We start from the raw sequence: 15,063 nt of genomic DNA, 5'->3' as shown, positions 1-15,063 counted from the left end.
GCTCAACCCAAACGCAAAACCGGCAAAGGAGCATTATAGGAAGAACAACATTTACAATATACTGTTTTTATCGTTATCGTTTAAATTTCCTATTCAGGACCTGCTTCTTCTATTTGCCAGAACTCAAGATCATCAACTTGAGTTTCTCGACCAAAAATGGAAACCATAACACTAACACGCCCTTTGTCATGAAATACTTCGGAAATGACCCCAACAAAATTAACAAAAACACCGTCGTTAATTTTAACTCTGGAACCGATTTCAAACTGATGTTTTTGAACAACTCCAGATTTTTTCTCTTCAAGATCTTCTAAAATATTCCTGACTTCATCTTCACTAAGAGCATTAGGAGACTCCCCCCCTAAAAAGTCAATAACCCCCGGAGCTTTCTTAACATAATGCCATGAATCATCAGTTAAATTCATTTTGATCAAAACATAACCAGGCCAAATAGATTTTTCGACGACCTTTTGCTCTCCTTTTTTGACCTCCATAACATTCTCTATAGGCAAAACGACTTCTTCTAGTAAATCGGACATTCCAGAAGATTCTTTAAAATCCTCCAAGACTTTCTTAACTTTTTTTTCTTGAGCCGTAAAAACCTGAACAACATACCATTTAAACATACAACTAACCAAAGATAAATCCCATTACGGCTTCCAATCCAACCAAAAGCTTACGAATAATTAAATCTATTGAATAAATCAACACACCGAAAGTCAAAACACTCAATAAAACCACCTTGACATAACTCTGCAAATCCTTTTTGCTCGTCCAATCTATTCTCTTAATCTCGTCCCAAAAACCACCGTAAAAATCGGAAAACTTTTTCCAACGATTTAACTTAGATTTTACACTCTCTTTTTCCCGCTTATGAACTTGAACCATAACACAAAAAACTAAAAATTATATATCGGGTGCGAAGGGAATCGAACCCCCGACCGGCGGCTTTGGAGGCCACTGCTCTACCAAACTAAGCTACACACCCTAAAACAGAAAAGTTTTGTTCTTTTCTGTTTTTAAGGAAATACTATAAAATCTGAGAAACGGTTCCAGCACCTATCGTCCTTCCGCCTTCTCGAATAGCGAATCTCATTCCCTCCTCAAGAGCAACAGGACAAATCAACTCGACAGACAACTCAACATTATCGCCAGGCATTACCATTTCATTTCCTTCAGGCAGAGTAACAACCCCAGTAACATCTGTCGTCCTAAAGAAAAATTGAGGCCTATATCCAGTAAAGAAAGGCTTATGACGACCTCCCTCTTCTTTTTTCAAAATATACACTGCAGACTTAAATTTAGAGTGCGGCTTAACACTGTTAGGAACACAAACAACCATTCCTCTTTCAACATCATTTTTACCGACACCTCTTAAGAGCAAACCGACATTTTCCCCCGCTTGCCCTTCAGACAACTCCTTGCGAAACATCTCAATACCCGTAACAATAGTATCTCGAGTATCTTTTAATCCAACAATCTGAACTTTATCAGAAACCTTAACGACCCCTCTTTCAATACGCCCTGTAACAACGGTACCTCTTCCGGAAATCGAAAATACGTCCTCAACAGGCATCAAGAAAGGCTTATCTATCTCCCTTTGCGGAGTGGGCACGTTGTCGTCAACGGCTTGCATCAATTCACGAATCTTAGCCACATAATCGACATCTCCTTCCAGAGCCTTCAAAGCCGAACCACGAATAATAGGACAACCTTTATAACCCTTTTCTTCTAAAAGCTCGTTCAGCTCCAACTCCACCAAATCAATCAATTCGGCATCTTCTTTGGAAATCATATCAACTTTATTTAAAAATACGACGATATAAGGAACACCCACTTGTCGCGCCAAAAGAATATGCTCTTTCGTTTGCGGCATAGCCCCATCAGTAGCCGACACGACTAAAATAGCCCCATCCATCTGCGCAGCACCAGTAATCATATTTTTAACGTAATCTGCGTGACCCGGACAGTCTACGTGAGCATAATGTCGACTGGATGTTTCATATTCAACGTGAGAAGCAGTGATGGTAATTCCGCGCGCCTTTTCCTCCGGTGTATTATCAATGGAATTATAATCACGAAAATCAGCCAAACCATCACCCGCAAGAGCTTTAGTAATAGCGGCCGTTAAAGTCGTTTTACCGTGGTCAACGTGTCCAATTGTTCCTATGTTGACATGCGGTTTATTTCGTTGAAAAGTTTCTTTTGACATTTCAAGAATCCTCTTTTATTAAGTGTACAATCTGCTATATTCGTGGCTTATCCGGTTGCCTAGAATAGGAGTTGAACCTACGACCTTTTGCTTACCATGCAAATGCTCTACCACTGAGCTATCCAGGCTAGTCAAACAATCCGGGGAGCTAAAAAAAACGCCTAGTCTATGCTACCCGTTCAAAATAAGCAACAGAGAAATAATAACTCTATCTGTGTCTATATACGACACGAGCTTTTGTTAAATCATAGGTAGACATTTCCACCGTGACCCGATCTCCAACCAAAAGCCTAATGTTACTCATTCTCATTTTACCGCAAAGATGAGCGGTTACGACCATACCGTTCTCCAAAATCACCCGAAAACTCATGTTCGGAAGAAGCTCTTCCACTTTTCCATCAAGAACGATAGTATCTTCTTTTTTTGCCATAATCTCCTGCATCCAATATATTCACCGAACATCTGCTTATTCGAAACGATTCGCTTACTTATTCATGTTCATAAAAAACTTGAAATAAAACTTTCGAAAATCCAATCCGGATTTCCACAACAGAATTACAAAGAATACTTAACTGGAATCTTTTTAGAAAGCAAAAAATTAATTTTATTAAAAAATAAAAAACAAAACACCATATTTATAAAAAATAAAAAAATAGATAAAATAGTTTGTTTTTTTTATATTAAATATAAATGTATAACATATCTCAATCCAATTCTTACTCCACTTTTTTTATGGCGTCCTCTCAAGAAGACGACGAGCCCCCTATCCAGAACGTTGAAACTCAAGTTACGACAATCGCACTCCCGCTTTCAAAAAGAATTTTAAATCAGACTAAATTAGTAGCCGTAAGAATCGGTTTGTTTTTAAGGGATAATTGGAAAAAAATCGTCCTTTATCTCCTAACTTGGCTGATAATCATCGGTTGTTACGGCGCTCTGTGCGGATTCGAATGCGTTGCTCTTCCTTTCACTATTTGGATGAGTATCGGTTTCGGATTAGGATTTATTTTCGGTATTATTACGGCTACATTGCTTGATCCTAAAAACAAATGGAACGGAAAAAATAGTCTTTGGGATCTCATGAACCTGGGGTTACTTCAACTGGATCCGAACGGAACCAGGCAGGTACTGTTAGCTGTGGTTATAACTGCAATTTCCACATCTTTAGTTGTTTTTCCTCAAGTTCTGGGTGCATTTTTAGGATTTTGTGCAGGTAACCAACTCGGCGTTAAAATGTGCTATGGCATAAAGCTTGGTACCAAAGATCAGCTTCTCTCCCCAAAAAAATCGAAAGAAATCAAGGAATATGAAGAAGCGCGCACTACACACTCTTTAATCAAAGAAAATTTAATTCTAAAAAAACACAACCTAGAACTCCAACATCGAATGGACCTTCTTGAAGCCCGTTTTTCAAATATGGAAAGAAATCAGACAACGGATTCGACCGAAGAAGAACCTAATGTAACAATAGAGACAAACTCAAGAACAACAGGACCCATTACCCATTATTCCGAAAGGATATTAGAATTGAATAACAGAATAAAACGATGCAATGTTATCATCAGTGGACTTAGCGCCTACTTAAATAATGTTTCCGATTCTTAAAATTACGGTTAAATTAGGTCTAATTTCATGGATTTCAGTAGTTGTATCGACAAACAAACGGATCTATGCCGTATATTTTCAAAATCTTCTTCTCAAGACGAGATTTATAAAACTCTGATTTCATTAAAAAATCGACTGCCCTCTTTCGAAAAAAATAAAGCCTGTGACAATAACTTGGTGCGGGGTTGTCAAAGTAATCTTTGGATATATTCAAAAATGGAAAATGGTAAAGTCTTTTTTTTCTCAAAAGCGGACGCTCTTATATCAGCCGGAATTTCCGCTCTATTCGTTTTGTCTTATTCCGATGAATTGCCTGAAACCATTTTAGGTTGTCCTCCGATGTTTTTTGATAAACTGAATTTGAATAATCTTTTATCACCCGGCCGATCTAACGGTGCCTTGTCCCTACATCTCAGAATGAAACAACTCGTTCTTCCTTATTTGTCTTCTTCCAAAAATATTTATTGATAACAAACGAAAAGAGAACAAAAAATTTATATTTTTGAGAAAGATTTATAGAAGAATTTCTTGAAGTATGGCTCTAATTTCCGGTAGAATCCATAGCCCTCGGTGTCTTTTAGGGGCAGTAGCTCAGAGGTTAGAGCTGCGGACTCATAATCCGTTGGTCGCGGGTTCAATTCCTGCCTGCCCCATTTTTAAGACTCTGATTTCATAAAACAGCTCGCAATGCCTGCCCGTTCCAATCAAAAAAAACCTAGGTTCAATTAAGATAATGAATGAAAATATTCTTTTTGAATATTCCGGTTGATATTCTCAAATACCTTAACACCAATAAATACTTTAGCTTTATAGTAAAAATTCTAAACTTAATCGAATTCCTAAATTTAAAAATAATAAAATGAAACAAAAAAGCCATATCAAATTAAGCGTTTCATTACTGAAGGCAAGGTATAACCTACACGATATTGTTCCGTTCCGAACAATTTAAACCGAAAAAAAACTATGTTCGGCATATTAATGTTTAAGTCTCTTTTCCACTAAAAAACCATTCCGTCTTGCTTTCCTGTGTATTTTGGTACAACAAGACCTATCAATTCAGATATAACTCACTAATCACTAGTTGGATAGAAAAAATCCGGAATCAAACTGCGAATAAAGTTAGACGATCAACAAAAATGATTTAATAATTTTTAACTATAACAATTGAAAAAAAAACATATTCTAAGATACCATCCAAACTCGAAATCCCGCTCATATCATTCTTCGGGTGCTTTTATTCAATCATTTTCTTAGGAGAATTACATGCACTTGTTATCTGAATCTTTCCAAGTAAACAAAATTAAGGTTTTTGATCAGACAATTTACGATTCTTTGGCGACAGAAAAAACCGCTTCTCATAAAGAAAATGAGAAGATATTCAGCAGCTTCATTTCAAATTTACAGGTAGAAGATTTTTCTATTCAGGTGAGTATACCTACATGTTCTAATATAGAAGCTTCAGATCAATTGCCAAACATTCTTTCTCCAGAAGATTATCAGCTGATATGTTCCTGCGAAGATGATCTGGGCTACCATTATCAGGTTCTTGAACCCGTTTTTCTTACTCCCGTAGCCTATTGTATCGTTCAGAAGAGCTTAATAAGCTCATCCTTAGATCTTGATTTAATCGATGAATTAAAAACGTGTTTAATAAACAGCAGTCAAGACGGTTGCGTTTATCAAATTACGACTCCTATGCTGATGTCAGGAGAAAATAATGCCTCTAATGCCTCTTATGAGCTTATCAAAAACGTAGGTTTCTTGGGTAAGGCTCTAAATATAGTGACGTTGGATCCCATTAATTTGGTGAGTTCACTTTCCTCTATTAATGCCTTGGATTATTCATTTACGGAAGAAACGGCTATCCTCAGCTCCGACGCAAGGTATGGCATTCCTCCGGGAACCAAATTAGAACCTCGATTTACTTCGAGCGTAAACATAGATTCTTCGATTTTTGAAGAAAAAACTTCTTTTTCCAATACGTTCTCCGCAACGGTTTCGATCAACATTCCTCTCCCTCTTATCTCTTCTGCTGTTAAGGGAACTGGGGCCGTTGCAGTTGCATGTAACTCAGCTCCTAATGGGGAGGAAGCGGCGACTGAAAAAGCTGCTACAGCCTCCGCATTTTCAGCTAGTTATAGTTACGAATTCATCCAAGAAAGGACTCGAGAATCCAAAAACGTCGTTACTCATACTACCGCTACTCGTTCTCTTTATGTTTTGAAACAGGATATTTCCTATGATCCGAAATTAATCCGGCTTGACAACGAGTTTCGTTACTGGATAGAGCAAAAATTAGATCCTTCGAATCCAGCAAACTTGGAACAATTTATCAAAATGGTAGGCACTCATTACATCACCTCTGTAATGTATGGAGGAATAGGGTTTCAAGTCCTAACAATCAGTGCTGAAACCGTGACGGAATTAAAAGAGAAAAAAATTTCCATATCAGCTGCTGCCGCTGATGCTTTGTTGAGTTCTACTGCAAGTTCCGATTCAACAAACACTTACTTTTCGTTTGAATCAAAAATGTCAGCTAAAACAGCGTTTCTCGGAGGAACCGTTCTTCCGGAAATAGGCCCAAATCACCAACTCTTGTTCAAAGATTGGGCTGAAAGCGTTCCTCAAGAACCTGTTCCATTACAAGTTAAAGTTGCCTTGTTAACCGATTTATTAACGCCAGCTGCATTCCCTAATATGGATGTTGATAAATTAAACAATTTAAAGTCAGCCCTATTAAATGCCATTAAGGAATATTTAAAAGCACATATTCCTGCAAAAATTCCTGAGAAAAAAATTTTCACTGCATCGTATTATTACGGTGCTGCTAATAATAGCTTCATTTTGGAGGCCGCTTATGCTCCGCTAAGAGTCAGTGCGCCTTATCAAGCAGATTGGTCGCTTATCTCCTATGACTTTCCTACTTTAAGAGAGATCTCAGGCTCTTCCCCGTTTACACTCTTTTTCTCTTTAAACGGTCGAGACGTCTCACAAAAAATTGTTCATAATGGTTCTTATTATTTGGGTTCCTATATTAGCCATCAACCAAGTTATGGTATTTACTCAGACCAGGACGATTGTTTGTCATTTTTTGGAGGTTGGCCTCAAGCTTATTTAGGTACTCTTAATGACAGTAGGTCACTTTGGACAGTTGAAAAATTAAATACGACTCAAGATTTGTTTGTCCGAGATGGAGATCAAATTCGTCTTAAACACGTTTATTCTGCAAAATATTTGGCAACAACAGCTATGAGAGACGGCTTACAGACTTTGACTAGAACTACTGATCCGAAAGATGCCGTCTTTACGATTAAAGATGCATCGGATGTATGATAGTAGGCTAAAGGCATTTGCCTATACTTTTTAAAAAAAACTTGAGTTTTTCCGAAATAAGGAGGAAACTCAAGTTTTTTGTTTACTATACACCTTATGAAATATAAGACTCGACAATCATCTCTAAAGGGCGTGATTGTTATTCCTCCGTCTAAATCTCAAACGATGCGCGCTATACTTCTCGGCTCTTTGTCTTCAGATATCACTTATATTCGTAATTATCTGATATCACCAGATACGCAGGTCATGATTGACACTTGTCGAGGTTGGGGTGCTGATATAACCCCAGACGGCTTGAATTTAAAAATTCAAGGTCGCATAATTCATGATTTTAATCCTTTAAAAATTATCAATGTCGGCAATTCCGGTCTGGTCTTAAGATTCTGTTCAACCATTGCTGCTTTTTCCAAAGAAAAAACTTTAGTAACAGGTGATCGTTCAATTAAAACAAATCGACCGATGGGCGCTGTCATATCCGGTTTAACGCAACTAGGAGTCAAAGTTAAATCTCTTGAAACGAAAGGTTTTGCTCCTATAGATATTACGGGACCCATTATTCCAAATGAAATTACCATTGATGGCTTGGATTCTCAACCGGTGTCATCATTTATCATTGCTTCCTGCTTCGCTCAAAGAGCCATAACCATTAATGTAAAAAAACCCGAAGAGAAACCTTGGATAGCCCTCACATTATCATGGCTTGATTTTCTAAAGTTATCCTATTACGCCAATGAGGAATTTACTCAATTCATAATTCCCGGAAATCAAAAACACAAAGGATTTGAATATTCGATTCCGGGAGATCTGAGTTCTCTTTCGTTTCCTCTGGCCGGTGCAATTATTACTCACTCCGAACTGACCATAAAAAACATCGACTTAACGGATTTACAACAAGATAAGAAAATCATTGATGTGTTTAGACTTATGGGAGCCATTATTCACTACGATGAAAAAAAACGCACTTTAACTATATTACCTTGTACATCCCTTAAAGGAGTAATCGTAGACATCAATGACTTGATTGATACTATTTCGATCCTTGCCGTAGTGGCATGTTTTGCGGAAACTCCTACTCATATAAAAAATGCCGCGAATGCTCGAAATAAAGAATGCGATCGTATTCATGCAACGGCTGTAGAACTAAAAAAAATGAATGCCGATATTGAAGAAACCGAAGACGGATTAATCATTAACCCGTCTCAACTTCAAGGGACTTTCGTAAATTCTCATGGCGATCATCGACTGGCAATGGCTTTAACCATTGCCGGATTAGGGACTTATAAAGAAACTGAAATCAATAACGTCGAATGTATAAATAAAAGCTTTCCCAATTTTTTTGAAAGTGTCATAAAAATAGGAGCGAATATTGAACAATCGTTCTAATACAAGTTTTATTCTCATTGGTCCCTCAAAATCAGGTAAAACAACTCTCGGAAAAATCTTGGCTCGTGCACTTCACCTGGAATGGATTGATACTGATCTTAACGTAAAAAAATTATACAACTGTCTTACAGACCGTTCTTTTCTTATAAAAAACATTTATTCTCGAGAGGGAGACGAAAAATTTCGATCTTTAGAAACTTTGGTTATACGTGAACTTAGAAAACAAAACAGCGTTATTTCTCTGGGAGGAGGTTCTTTAAATAATAAAGAAAACGTCAAACATCTAAAAAAACTAGGAAAATTTATTTATCTAAAACCTTCTTTTGAAGTTCTTTGGGAACGAGTACGTTTGGATTATATTCCAGGATATCTATCAAATACTGTTTCCAATTCCATTCGTATCGATTTCAAACGTCAATTTTTTAATATTCTCCGTCGACGAGTTCCCCTTTATGAGAAATTGGCGGATATAACAATCGCAACCGATTGTTTATCTCCCAAAGAGATTATTAAGGCCCTCAAACATCAAATCATGCATGGTGAGTGACAGCTATGACAAGTAATACTTTCGGCCGTCTTTTTCGAGTCACTACTTGGGGAGAATCTCATGGTAAAGCAATCGGTGTCGTTATTGACGGTTGTCCTTCGGGGATTAAAATTGACGAAAAAGATATTTATTCTGCGCTGCAAAAAAGAGCTCCCGGAAAAAATCGTTTAACATCCTCTAGACAAGAGTCGGATTATCCTGAAATCCTTTCAGGTGTTTTTGAAGGAAAAACCACCGGAACTCCTATTTCCATAATTATAAAAAATCAAGACGTCATTGAAGACCGTTACTCAGCCTTAAAAGATGTTTTAAGACCCGGACACGCTAATTACTCCTACTTAAAAAAATACGGTATCTTCGATCATAGAGGCGGAGGAAGAGCTTCCGGAAGAGAAACGGCATGTCGTGTGGCTGCAGGAGCCATTGCCGATAAAATATTAAAACGATATTCCATTAAGATAGTCGCTTATCTGCAACAAGTCGGGGACTGTATTTGCCCTCCGACAGAGGAAGATATAACCTCTTTAAAAACAAAAATCTCCGACAGTTCTATCTTCTGTCCGGATAACCATACGGCACGACAAATCACTGAAACCTTAGAAAACATAAAAACAAACGGAGATTCCATAGGAGGAATCGTTACATTTAAAACAAGTCCTCTCCCCTACGGATTGGGTTCCCCTATTTATGAAAAATTAGAAGCCGTTTTGGCAAGCGGTCTTATGAGCATACCCGGAAGCAAAGGATTTGAAATCGGTTCTGGGTTCTTATCTGCTCGTATGAAAGGCTCCGAACATAATGATCTTTTTTTATTAAATAACGGTCGTATCATTACCGCAACAAATCATGCCGGAGGTGTGCTCGGGGGTATATCTTTCGGAATGCCGCTTACGGGAAATGTTGTTTTCAAACCGACCTCAAGTATTGGGCTTGAACAAACCACTCTCACAACAGACAGTAAACCAACCGTATTGAAAATATCTTCCTTATCAAAACACGATCCCTGTATTGCCGTGCGAGCAGTACCTGTAGTGGAAGCTATGGTCTCGCTTGTATTGGTTGATGCTCTATTAATAAATAAGTCTATTCAAAGATAAAAATGAGTTATTCTCCTCTGAGAATGCATTACCATCCGAAGTTTGGACAAGATAAAGTCGAAGTTTTATCCGGAAGAGCTTCTCTTTATTCTCAAAAGGTACTGTCTGCAATCAAATCTTTAGGAAATCATTTTATCATTATAACGGATGATAATGTTAGGCGATTCATAGGTAACGATTTTCAGAAATACTTGCGCTCACATAATCTACAAGCGAAATTATTCTCTTTCATTCCAGGAGAAAAAAACAAAACCGAGAAAACCTTAAAACGAATTATCCATTTTATGCATCGAGAAAGTATGAACTCTGATTCTTGCGTTATTGCTCTAGGAGGAGGTATTACAACCGATTTAGGCGGATTTGCAGCTTCAATATTTTGTCGAGGAGTCACTTTAATTAATATCCCTACTTCATTGATAGGAATGACGGATGCCGCTATCGGAGGAAAAACAGGAATCAACGTATTAGGTACAAAAAATCTGATCGGACAAATTTACCATCCCCGATTGATAATTATAGATCCCATCCTACTGAACTCTTCATCGGAAAGACAATTTATTGAAGGTTATTCCGAAATATTGAAATATGCCATAACTCTAGATGCCTCTCTATTTCGTTACTTGGAATCCGAAAATCCACCTTTTGATATCGATCAGATTGAATTTCTTATTTATCGATCTTGCCTTAGGAAGATCGATATCCTGAAAGCCGCAAAAAAACAAGCCGTAAAAAGAGATATTTTGAATTTCGGTCATACTATAGCGCACGCCTTGGAAACCCTTACCAACCATGCCTTGTCTCATGGTCAAGCAGTTAAAATCGGATTAATTACGGAAAGTTTTATTTCTTTGAGATCAAATTATCTCTCAGAGGTGCATTTTCAAAGGATTCATCAATTAATTTTAAAATACGGAATAATGAAAATACCAAATGATTTTTCAAAATCAAACTTTTTAAAAACAATAAAAAAAGATAAAAAATCTCTAAAAAACATTCCTAGATTTGTTATCTTGAACAAAATAGGAAGTTGTTTTCAAGATTTAAATAATTGTTGTTTTGTTATAAAAGAGCCTATTATTGACGAAGCTTATTATTTCTTAAAACATGCTCTGTATCTCAACACGGAATATCGATTTCTCAAAAATTCTAAGAATCGCTAAACAAAATTTATCAAAAGCTCAACTGATAGAAGTCGGATATAAATCCGTTACGGAAGAGATTTTCCCTCAGTTAAAGCAATTCGTAAAACAATCACCTCTTCCTTTGATTTTAAAACCTTTATCAGAGACAACCAAAGATGATTACATCAAAACCCTTTTGTCAATGGCACAAGTCAATTCCGAATATATTGATTTAGAAGTAGGAAACTTTTTATCAAAACAAGAATCTTTAGAATTAGCTGTACAAATTAAGCGTTTGCATCCCCGACTCAAAATCATTTTCTCCTATCATGATTTCAATAACTTCTCGTCAAATTTAGATACTCTTTATAAAAGTCTTCTTCATCCGGCTATTCATTTCTATAAAATAGCCGTTCATGTATCTACTTCAATTGAAGCTCTTCGAATTTTAAATTACTCAAAAGACAAAAAAGATCTTATTACAATTGGCTTGGGAGAATCGGGACATATCACCAGAATATTGGGTCGTGTTATAAATAATCCCATTACTTATTGTTGCTTAGATGAAAGCTTGCCGATAGCGCCTGGACAATTATCCTTAAACCGTCTTCTTAAGACTTATCATTTCAATACAACATCGGATCAAACCTCGGTCTATTGTTTAATCGGAAATCCAGTGAATCGAAGCGTCAGTCACATCACTCATAATGAATTTTTCCGAAAAAAAAACATCGATGCCGTTTACGTAAAATTAAATATTTCAAAACAAGAACTACCCTTGTTCCTTCAGGAAGCGGTTAAACTCCCATTCAAAGGAATCAGCATAACTACACCCTTAAAAATAGAACTTATGCGCTTTATTCCTTCGGAAAACCATCATTCGTTAAATACTTTAAAGTTCGAAAACAACAGATTCTATGCAACTAATACGGACGGTATCGGAGTTCTAAAATCTTTGCAAAAAGCGATCTCAACTGAAAATAAAAGTGTTGCAGTGATCGGAGGTAGTGGAGGTTCCGGATTAGCCGTTATTAAAAAATTATTGGAAAATCAAGCAATCATTACCGTAATCGGTAGAAAGAAACCTCCGATCAATCATTTTTTATCATCATTCGATTTTCAATATTTCCAAAAGATACCGTTGTGCCGACCTTATGATATTTTAATTAACTGCACTCCCATTGATTTTTCAGTGCCCAATAATATGTTGAAACCGACATCAATAGTATTGGATTTAAAAACCATCCCTAAAACAACGTTATTTCTAAAAAATGCCGTTAAAGCAAATTGCAAGATCATTTACGGTACTTCCGTTTTCACTAACCAAGCTATCGAACAATTCAAGTTTTGGCAGTTACCAATCAGAAAGTTTGAAGCGCAATTCGAACAAATCGTTCAGAACGCAGTCTCATCAAGAAAAATGACATAACGATATTACCGTTTGTCAAAAAATCGGATATTTTCAATTTTTCAATAAAACATCCTTCCATTGGGAATATCTTCAAAAGATTGATACAAAAATAAAATAGCAGCCATGTCGGATTTTATGTTAAGAAAAATAAAATAAGATTTAGATCCAATTAGATAACAAACTTCAATCTACAAATATAGACATATATAAATAAACTTATTATAGACTCCCATTTTTTTTTTTTTGAAAAAAATTAAATTTTTTCTTAACTTGCGAATATCTTAATTGGAGTGACTTTTCTATGAGAGACCGACTCAAGTCGATTTGTAAATTGACTACGCGTACTATAAGTTTAGTTTCCGCAATCCCTATTATTATGGGAGCAATTCAACAAGAGGATTCGGCAGAATCTCAAAATATTCAAGAAACATCATACTCATCGATAGATACAAAAGTAACTCCCCATAAAGAATTACATCCGGAACACAAGCTGTATAAAAAGATCAAACATTCGAATAGAAGAATGAAGGATGGCGATGCATTGCCGGAAGCACCTTTGGAAACAAGAGTAGTAGATCCTATATCTCCTTATAACCCTCAATCCCATAACTGTTCTCCTCAAAAAAATTGCTGTAATTATTTCTCTTCAAGGAACCCGAAAAATTGTTCTTATTCATTATTTAAAAAGAAAATTCAAAATTGCACGAATACGGAATACTCTCTGGATATTTCCATCCTGCCTCAATACGCGCATTCCAACATCGGCCCTAAGAAAGTCGCTTGGCAGACTATGTACAATCCTTCCGTTAATTGGGAACTTTTTAATAACAAAGAACAAGGTGCGGGTTCTATCCAATTCAGCTATATTCTCGTTCGTTATTGGGGAAATGAGGCTCTCACTTTAGGAAATAGAATCGGCATAGCCGGAGGCATTAACGATTTTACTTCCAACACTTCCAACTTCAACCAATTAACTTATACTCAAGTGTTTCCTAATGACAAGTTCAGTGCCGTCGTAGGACAATATAGTCTATATGCCATTGACGGAACGACTTACGATAACGATCAACAGACAGGATTTATAAGTTATGCCCTTAGTCAAAACGGCAGTGCTACATATTCCTTAGGGAGTTTAGGAGCTTATGGTCAAATCAATTTAACGCCTCAATTGATGGTGCAAGCAGGATTTCAAGACGCTTTCAATATCAATGGTGTTAATATCGACTTCCTGAATCTTTCGAAAAATAAATACAACACGTTCTTCTACACTCAATGGAATCCGTCTAATAGGTGTGGACCAGGACAATATTCCTTCTTAGTTTATAACACCAGAGCTGTTCCTCAACAAAAAGCTAAAACGACCGGATGGTCATTTAACTTCAGTCAAAATGTCAGCAAGAAAGTTAGCTGGTTCGGACGAGCCAATGGTGCCAGCGGCAACGCGTTACCTATTAAACGGTCTTTCGTTTTAGGAGTAGCCGCAGACAATCCTTGTAACAGAAACAATCAAGATCTCATCGGACTTGCCATGGCAGTCAATGCCGTAAGTCCTAAAGGATCGGGAATTGTCAATCCAGCAACTACTCCGATCAGATCTCAGGAAACAGTGATAGAAACTTTTTGTACTATCGGATTCGGCCCCTATATTTCCTTATCCCCCGATTTTCAATTTTATATTCATCCTGCCAGAGAACCTAAGAGAAATACTGCCGTATGTTACGGCTTAAGAACGAATATAACCCTATAAAATGAGGAAATAATCCATGACACAAGGTACTAGATTTCCAACGTTAGCTTTTTTCACAGGGGGAGTAGGAGAAGCCGAAGACGGGATCCCCCCACAACCTTTTGAAACTTTTTGTTATGACAGCGCGCTTCTGCAAGCCAAAATAGAAAATTTCAATATCGTTCCTTATACTTCCGTGCTACCTAAAGAATTATTCGACAACATCGTCCCTATAGATAAATGCCTGAGTTCGTTCAAACACGGAGCCGTTTTGGAAACGATCATTGCGCAAACCGGAGCCAATCGATCCGAACATAAAGCCATTGCAACCGGAATAGGCATTTGTTGGGGAAAAGATAAGAACGAAAATTTAATCGGCGGTTGGGCGGCAGAATATATAGAATATTTTTCTACTCAAATCACTGATGATATTGCTCAAGCTCATGCTCATATGTGGCTAAAAAAATCTCTTCAACATGAATTGGACATTAGAGGGGTGAAGCAACATAGTGAATTTCAATTTTTCCATAACTATTTGAATATTAAACAAACGTTCGGATTTTGCCTAACCGCACTCGGATTTCTTAATTTTGAGTATGCCGAACCTGTCATAATTAAATAACTGTAA

14 protein-coding genes and 3 tRNA genes are annotated in these 15,063 nt (G+C 37.0%); 11 read left to right on the top strand and 6 right to left on the bottom strand.

Annotated features, from left to right (window positions below):
* Positions 1 to 89: 89 nt before the first annotated feature.
* From nusG to infA, 6 genes are all read right to left on the bottom strand, one after another.
* On the bottom strand, positions 90 to 626 hold the full coding sequence (gene nusG, locus RSA43_04825) for a transcription termination/antitermination protein NusG (GenBank protein ID MEG2496594.1): 537 nt from the start codon (positions 624 to 626) through the stop codon (positions 90 to 92).
* A 4-nt stretch (positions 627 to 630) separates the two neighbouring features.
* The gene (gene secE, locus RSA43_04820; GenBank protein MEG2496593.1) at positions 631 to 888 is read right to left on the bottom strand and encodes a preprotein translocase subunit SecE; all 258 of its coding nucleotides are present in this window, start codon (positions 886 to 888) and stop codon (positions 631 to 633) included.
* 26 nt (positions 889 to 914) lie between these two features.
* Positions 915 to 988: transfer RNA gene (locus RSA43_04815), tRNA-Trp, on the bottom strand.
* Between the two features lie 42 nt (positions 989 to 1,030).
* Complete coding sequence (gene tuf / locus RSA43_04810; GenBank protein ID MEG2496592.1) at positions 1,031 to 2,212, bottom strand: elongation factor Tu; 1,182 nt, start codon at positions 2,210 to 2,212, stop codon at positions 1,031 to 1,033.
* Positions 2,213 to 2,268: 56 nt separating this feature from the next.
* A tRNA-Thr gene (locus tag RSA43_04805) sits at positions 2,269 to 2,340 on the bottom strand.
* A gap of 80 nt (positions 2,341 to 2,420) precedes the next feature.
* A complete protein-coding gene (gene infA / locus RSA43_04800) occupies positions 2,421 to 2,642 on the bottom strand; it encodes a translation initiation factor IF-1 (GenBank protein ID MEG2496591.1) in 222 nt (73 codons plus the stop codon).
* Between the two features lie 302 nt (positions 2,643 to 2,944).
* Between infA and RSA43_04795 the strand changes: the two genes are divergently transcribed.
* The 11 genes from RSA43_04795 (at position 2,945) to RSA43_04745 (ending at position 15,057) form a co-directional block, all read left to right on the top strand.
* Complete coding sequence (locus tag RSA43_04795; protein MEG2496590.1) at positions 2,945 to 3,817, top strand: hypothetical protein; 873 nt, start codon at positions 2,945 to 2,947, stop codon at positions 3,815 to 3,817.
* A gap of 27 nt (positions 3,818 to 3,844) precedes the next feature.
* Complete coding sequence (locus RSA43_04790; protein MEG2496589.1) at positions 3,845 to 4,285, top strand: SufE family protein; 441 nt, start codon at positions 3,845 to 3,847, stop codon at positions 4,283 to 4,285.
* 112 nt (positions 4,286 to 4,397) lie between these two features.
* A tRNA-Ile gene (locus RSA43_04785) sits at positions 4,398 to 4,470 on the top strand.
* Positions 4,471 to 5,080: 610 nt separating this feature from the next.
* The gene (locus RSA43_04780; GenBank protein ID MEG2496588.1) at positions 5,081 to 7,150 is read left to right on the top strand and encodes an MAC/perforin domain-containing protein; all 2,070 of its coding nucleotides are present in this window, start codon (positions 5,081 to 5,083) and stop codon (positions 7,148 to 7,150) included.
* A gap of 78 nt (positions 7,151 to 7,228) precedes the next feature.
* Positions 7,229 to 8,533: a 3-phosphoshikimate 1-carboxyvinyltransferase gene (aroA, locus tag RSA43_04775; protein MEG2496587.1), complete on the top strand. Its 1,305-nt coding sequence runs from the start codon at positions 7,229 to 7,231 to the stop codon at positions 8,531 to 8,533.
* Positions 8,517 to 9,080, top strand: a complete 564-nt coding sequence (locus RSA43_04770; protein MEG2496586.1) for a shikimate kinase — start codon at positions 8,517 to 8,519, stop codon at positions 9,078 to 9,080. The genes aroA and RSA43_04770 overlap by 17 nt, the downstream gene beginning before the upstream one ends.
* A 5-nt stretch (positions 9,081 to 9,085) precedes the next feature.
* A complete protein-coding gene (aroC, locus tag RSA43_04765; protein ID MEG2496585.1) occupies positions 9,086 to 10,177 on the top strand; it encodes a chorismate synthase in 1,092 nt (363 codons plus the stop codon).
* Between the two features lie 2 nt (positions 10,178 to 10,179).
* Positions 10,180 to 11,337 (top strand): 3-dehydroquinate synthase family protein, encoded by a 1,158-nt coding sequence (locus RSA43_04760; GenBank protein MEG2496584.1) that lies wholly within the window; start codon positions 10,180 to 10,182, stop codon positions 11,335 to 11,337.
* Complete coding sequence (locus tag RSA43_04755) at positions 11,282 to 12,727, top strand: type I 3-dehydroquinate dehydratase (GenBank protein ID MEG2496583.1); 1,446 nt, start codon at positions 11,282 to 11,284, stop codon at positions 12,725 to 12,727. The genes RSA43_04760 and RSA43_04755 overlap by 56 nt, the downstream gene beginning before the upstream one ends.
* Positions 12,728 to 13,010: 283 nt before the next feature.
* Complete coding sequence (locus RSA43_04750) at positions 13,011 to 14,456, top strand: carbohydrate porin (protein ID MEG2496582.1); 1,446 nt, start codon at positions 13,011 to 13,013, stop codon at positions 14,454 to 14,456.
* Positions 14,457 to 14,472: 16 nt separating this feature from the next.
* Complete coding sequence (locus RSA43_04745) at positions 14,473 to 15,057, top strand: pyruvoyl-dependent arginine decarboxylase (protein ID MEG2496581.1); 585 nt, start codon at positions 14,473 to 14,475, stop codon at positions 15,055 to 15,057.
* Positions 15,058 to 15,063 lie beyond the last annotated feature (6 nt).

The organism is Victivallaceae bacterium, from assembly GCA_036659455.1.
Taxonomy (GTDB): Bacteria; Chlamydiota; Chlamydiia; order Chlamydiales; family Chlamydiaceae; genus JAVXCN01.
The sequence above is the reverse complement of the archived record's forward strand: the minus strand, read 5'-3'. Positions and strand labels throughout refer to the sequence as shown.

What these genes read in the sequence shown, in the direction of transcription:
- nusG (MEG2496594.1), bottom strand. Translation starts at nt 626, where the DNA reads ATGTTTAAATGGTATGTTGTTCAGGTTTTTACGGCTCAAGAAAAAAAA.
- secE (MEG2496593.1), bottom strand. Translation starts at nt 888, where the DNA reads ATGGTTCAAGTTCATAAGCGGGAAAAAGAGAGTGTAAAATCTAAGTTA.
- tuf (MEG2496592.1), bottom strand. Translation starts at nt 2,212, where the DNA reads ATGTCAAAAGAAACTTTTCAACGAAATAAACCGCATGTCAACATAGGA.
- infA (MEG2496591.1), bottom strand. Translation starts at nt 2,642, where the DNA reads ATGGCAAAAAAAGAAGATACTATCGTTCTTGATGGAAAAGTGGAAGAG.
- RSA43_04795 (MEG2496590.1), top strand. Translation starts at nt 2,945, where the DNA reads ATGGCGTCCTCTCAAGAAGACGACGAGCCCCCTATCCAGAACGTTGAA.
- RSA43_04790 (MEG2496589.1), top strand. Translation starts at nt 3,845, where the DNA reads ATGGATTTCAGTAGTTGTATCGACAAACAAACGGATCTATGCCGTATA.
- RSA43_04780 (MEG2496588.1), top strand. Translation starts at nt 5,081, where the DNA reads ATGCACTTGTTATCTGAATCTTTCCAAGTAAACAAAATTAAGGTTTTT.
- aroC (MEG2496585.1), top strand. Translation starts at nt 9,086, where the DNA reads ATGACAAGTAATACTTTCGGCCGTCTTTTTCGAGTCACTACTTGGGGA.
- RSA43_04760 (MEG2496584.1), top strand. Translation starts at nt 10,180, where the DNA reads ATGAGTTATTCTCCTCTGAGAATGCATTACCATCCGAAGTTTGGACAA.
- RSA43_04755 (MEG2496583.1), top strand. Translation starts at nt 11,282, where the DNA reads ATGCTCTGTATCTCAACACGGAATATCGATTTCTCAAAAATTCTAAGA.
- RSA43_04750 (MEG2496582.1), top strand. Translation starts at nt 13,011, where the DNA reads ATGAGAGACCGACTCAAGTCGATTTGTAAATTGACTACGCGTACTATA.
- RSA43_04745 (MEG2496581.1), top strand. Translation starts at nt 14,473, where the DNA reads ATGACACAAGGTACTAGATTTCCAACGTTAGCTTTTTTCACAGGGGGA.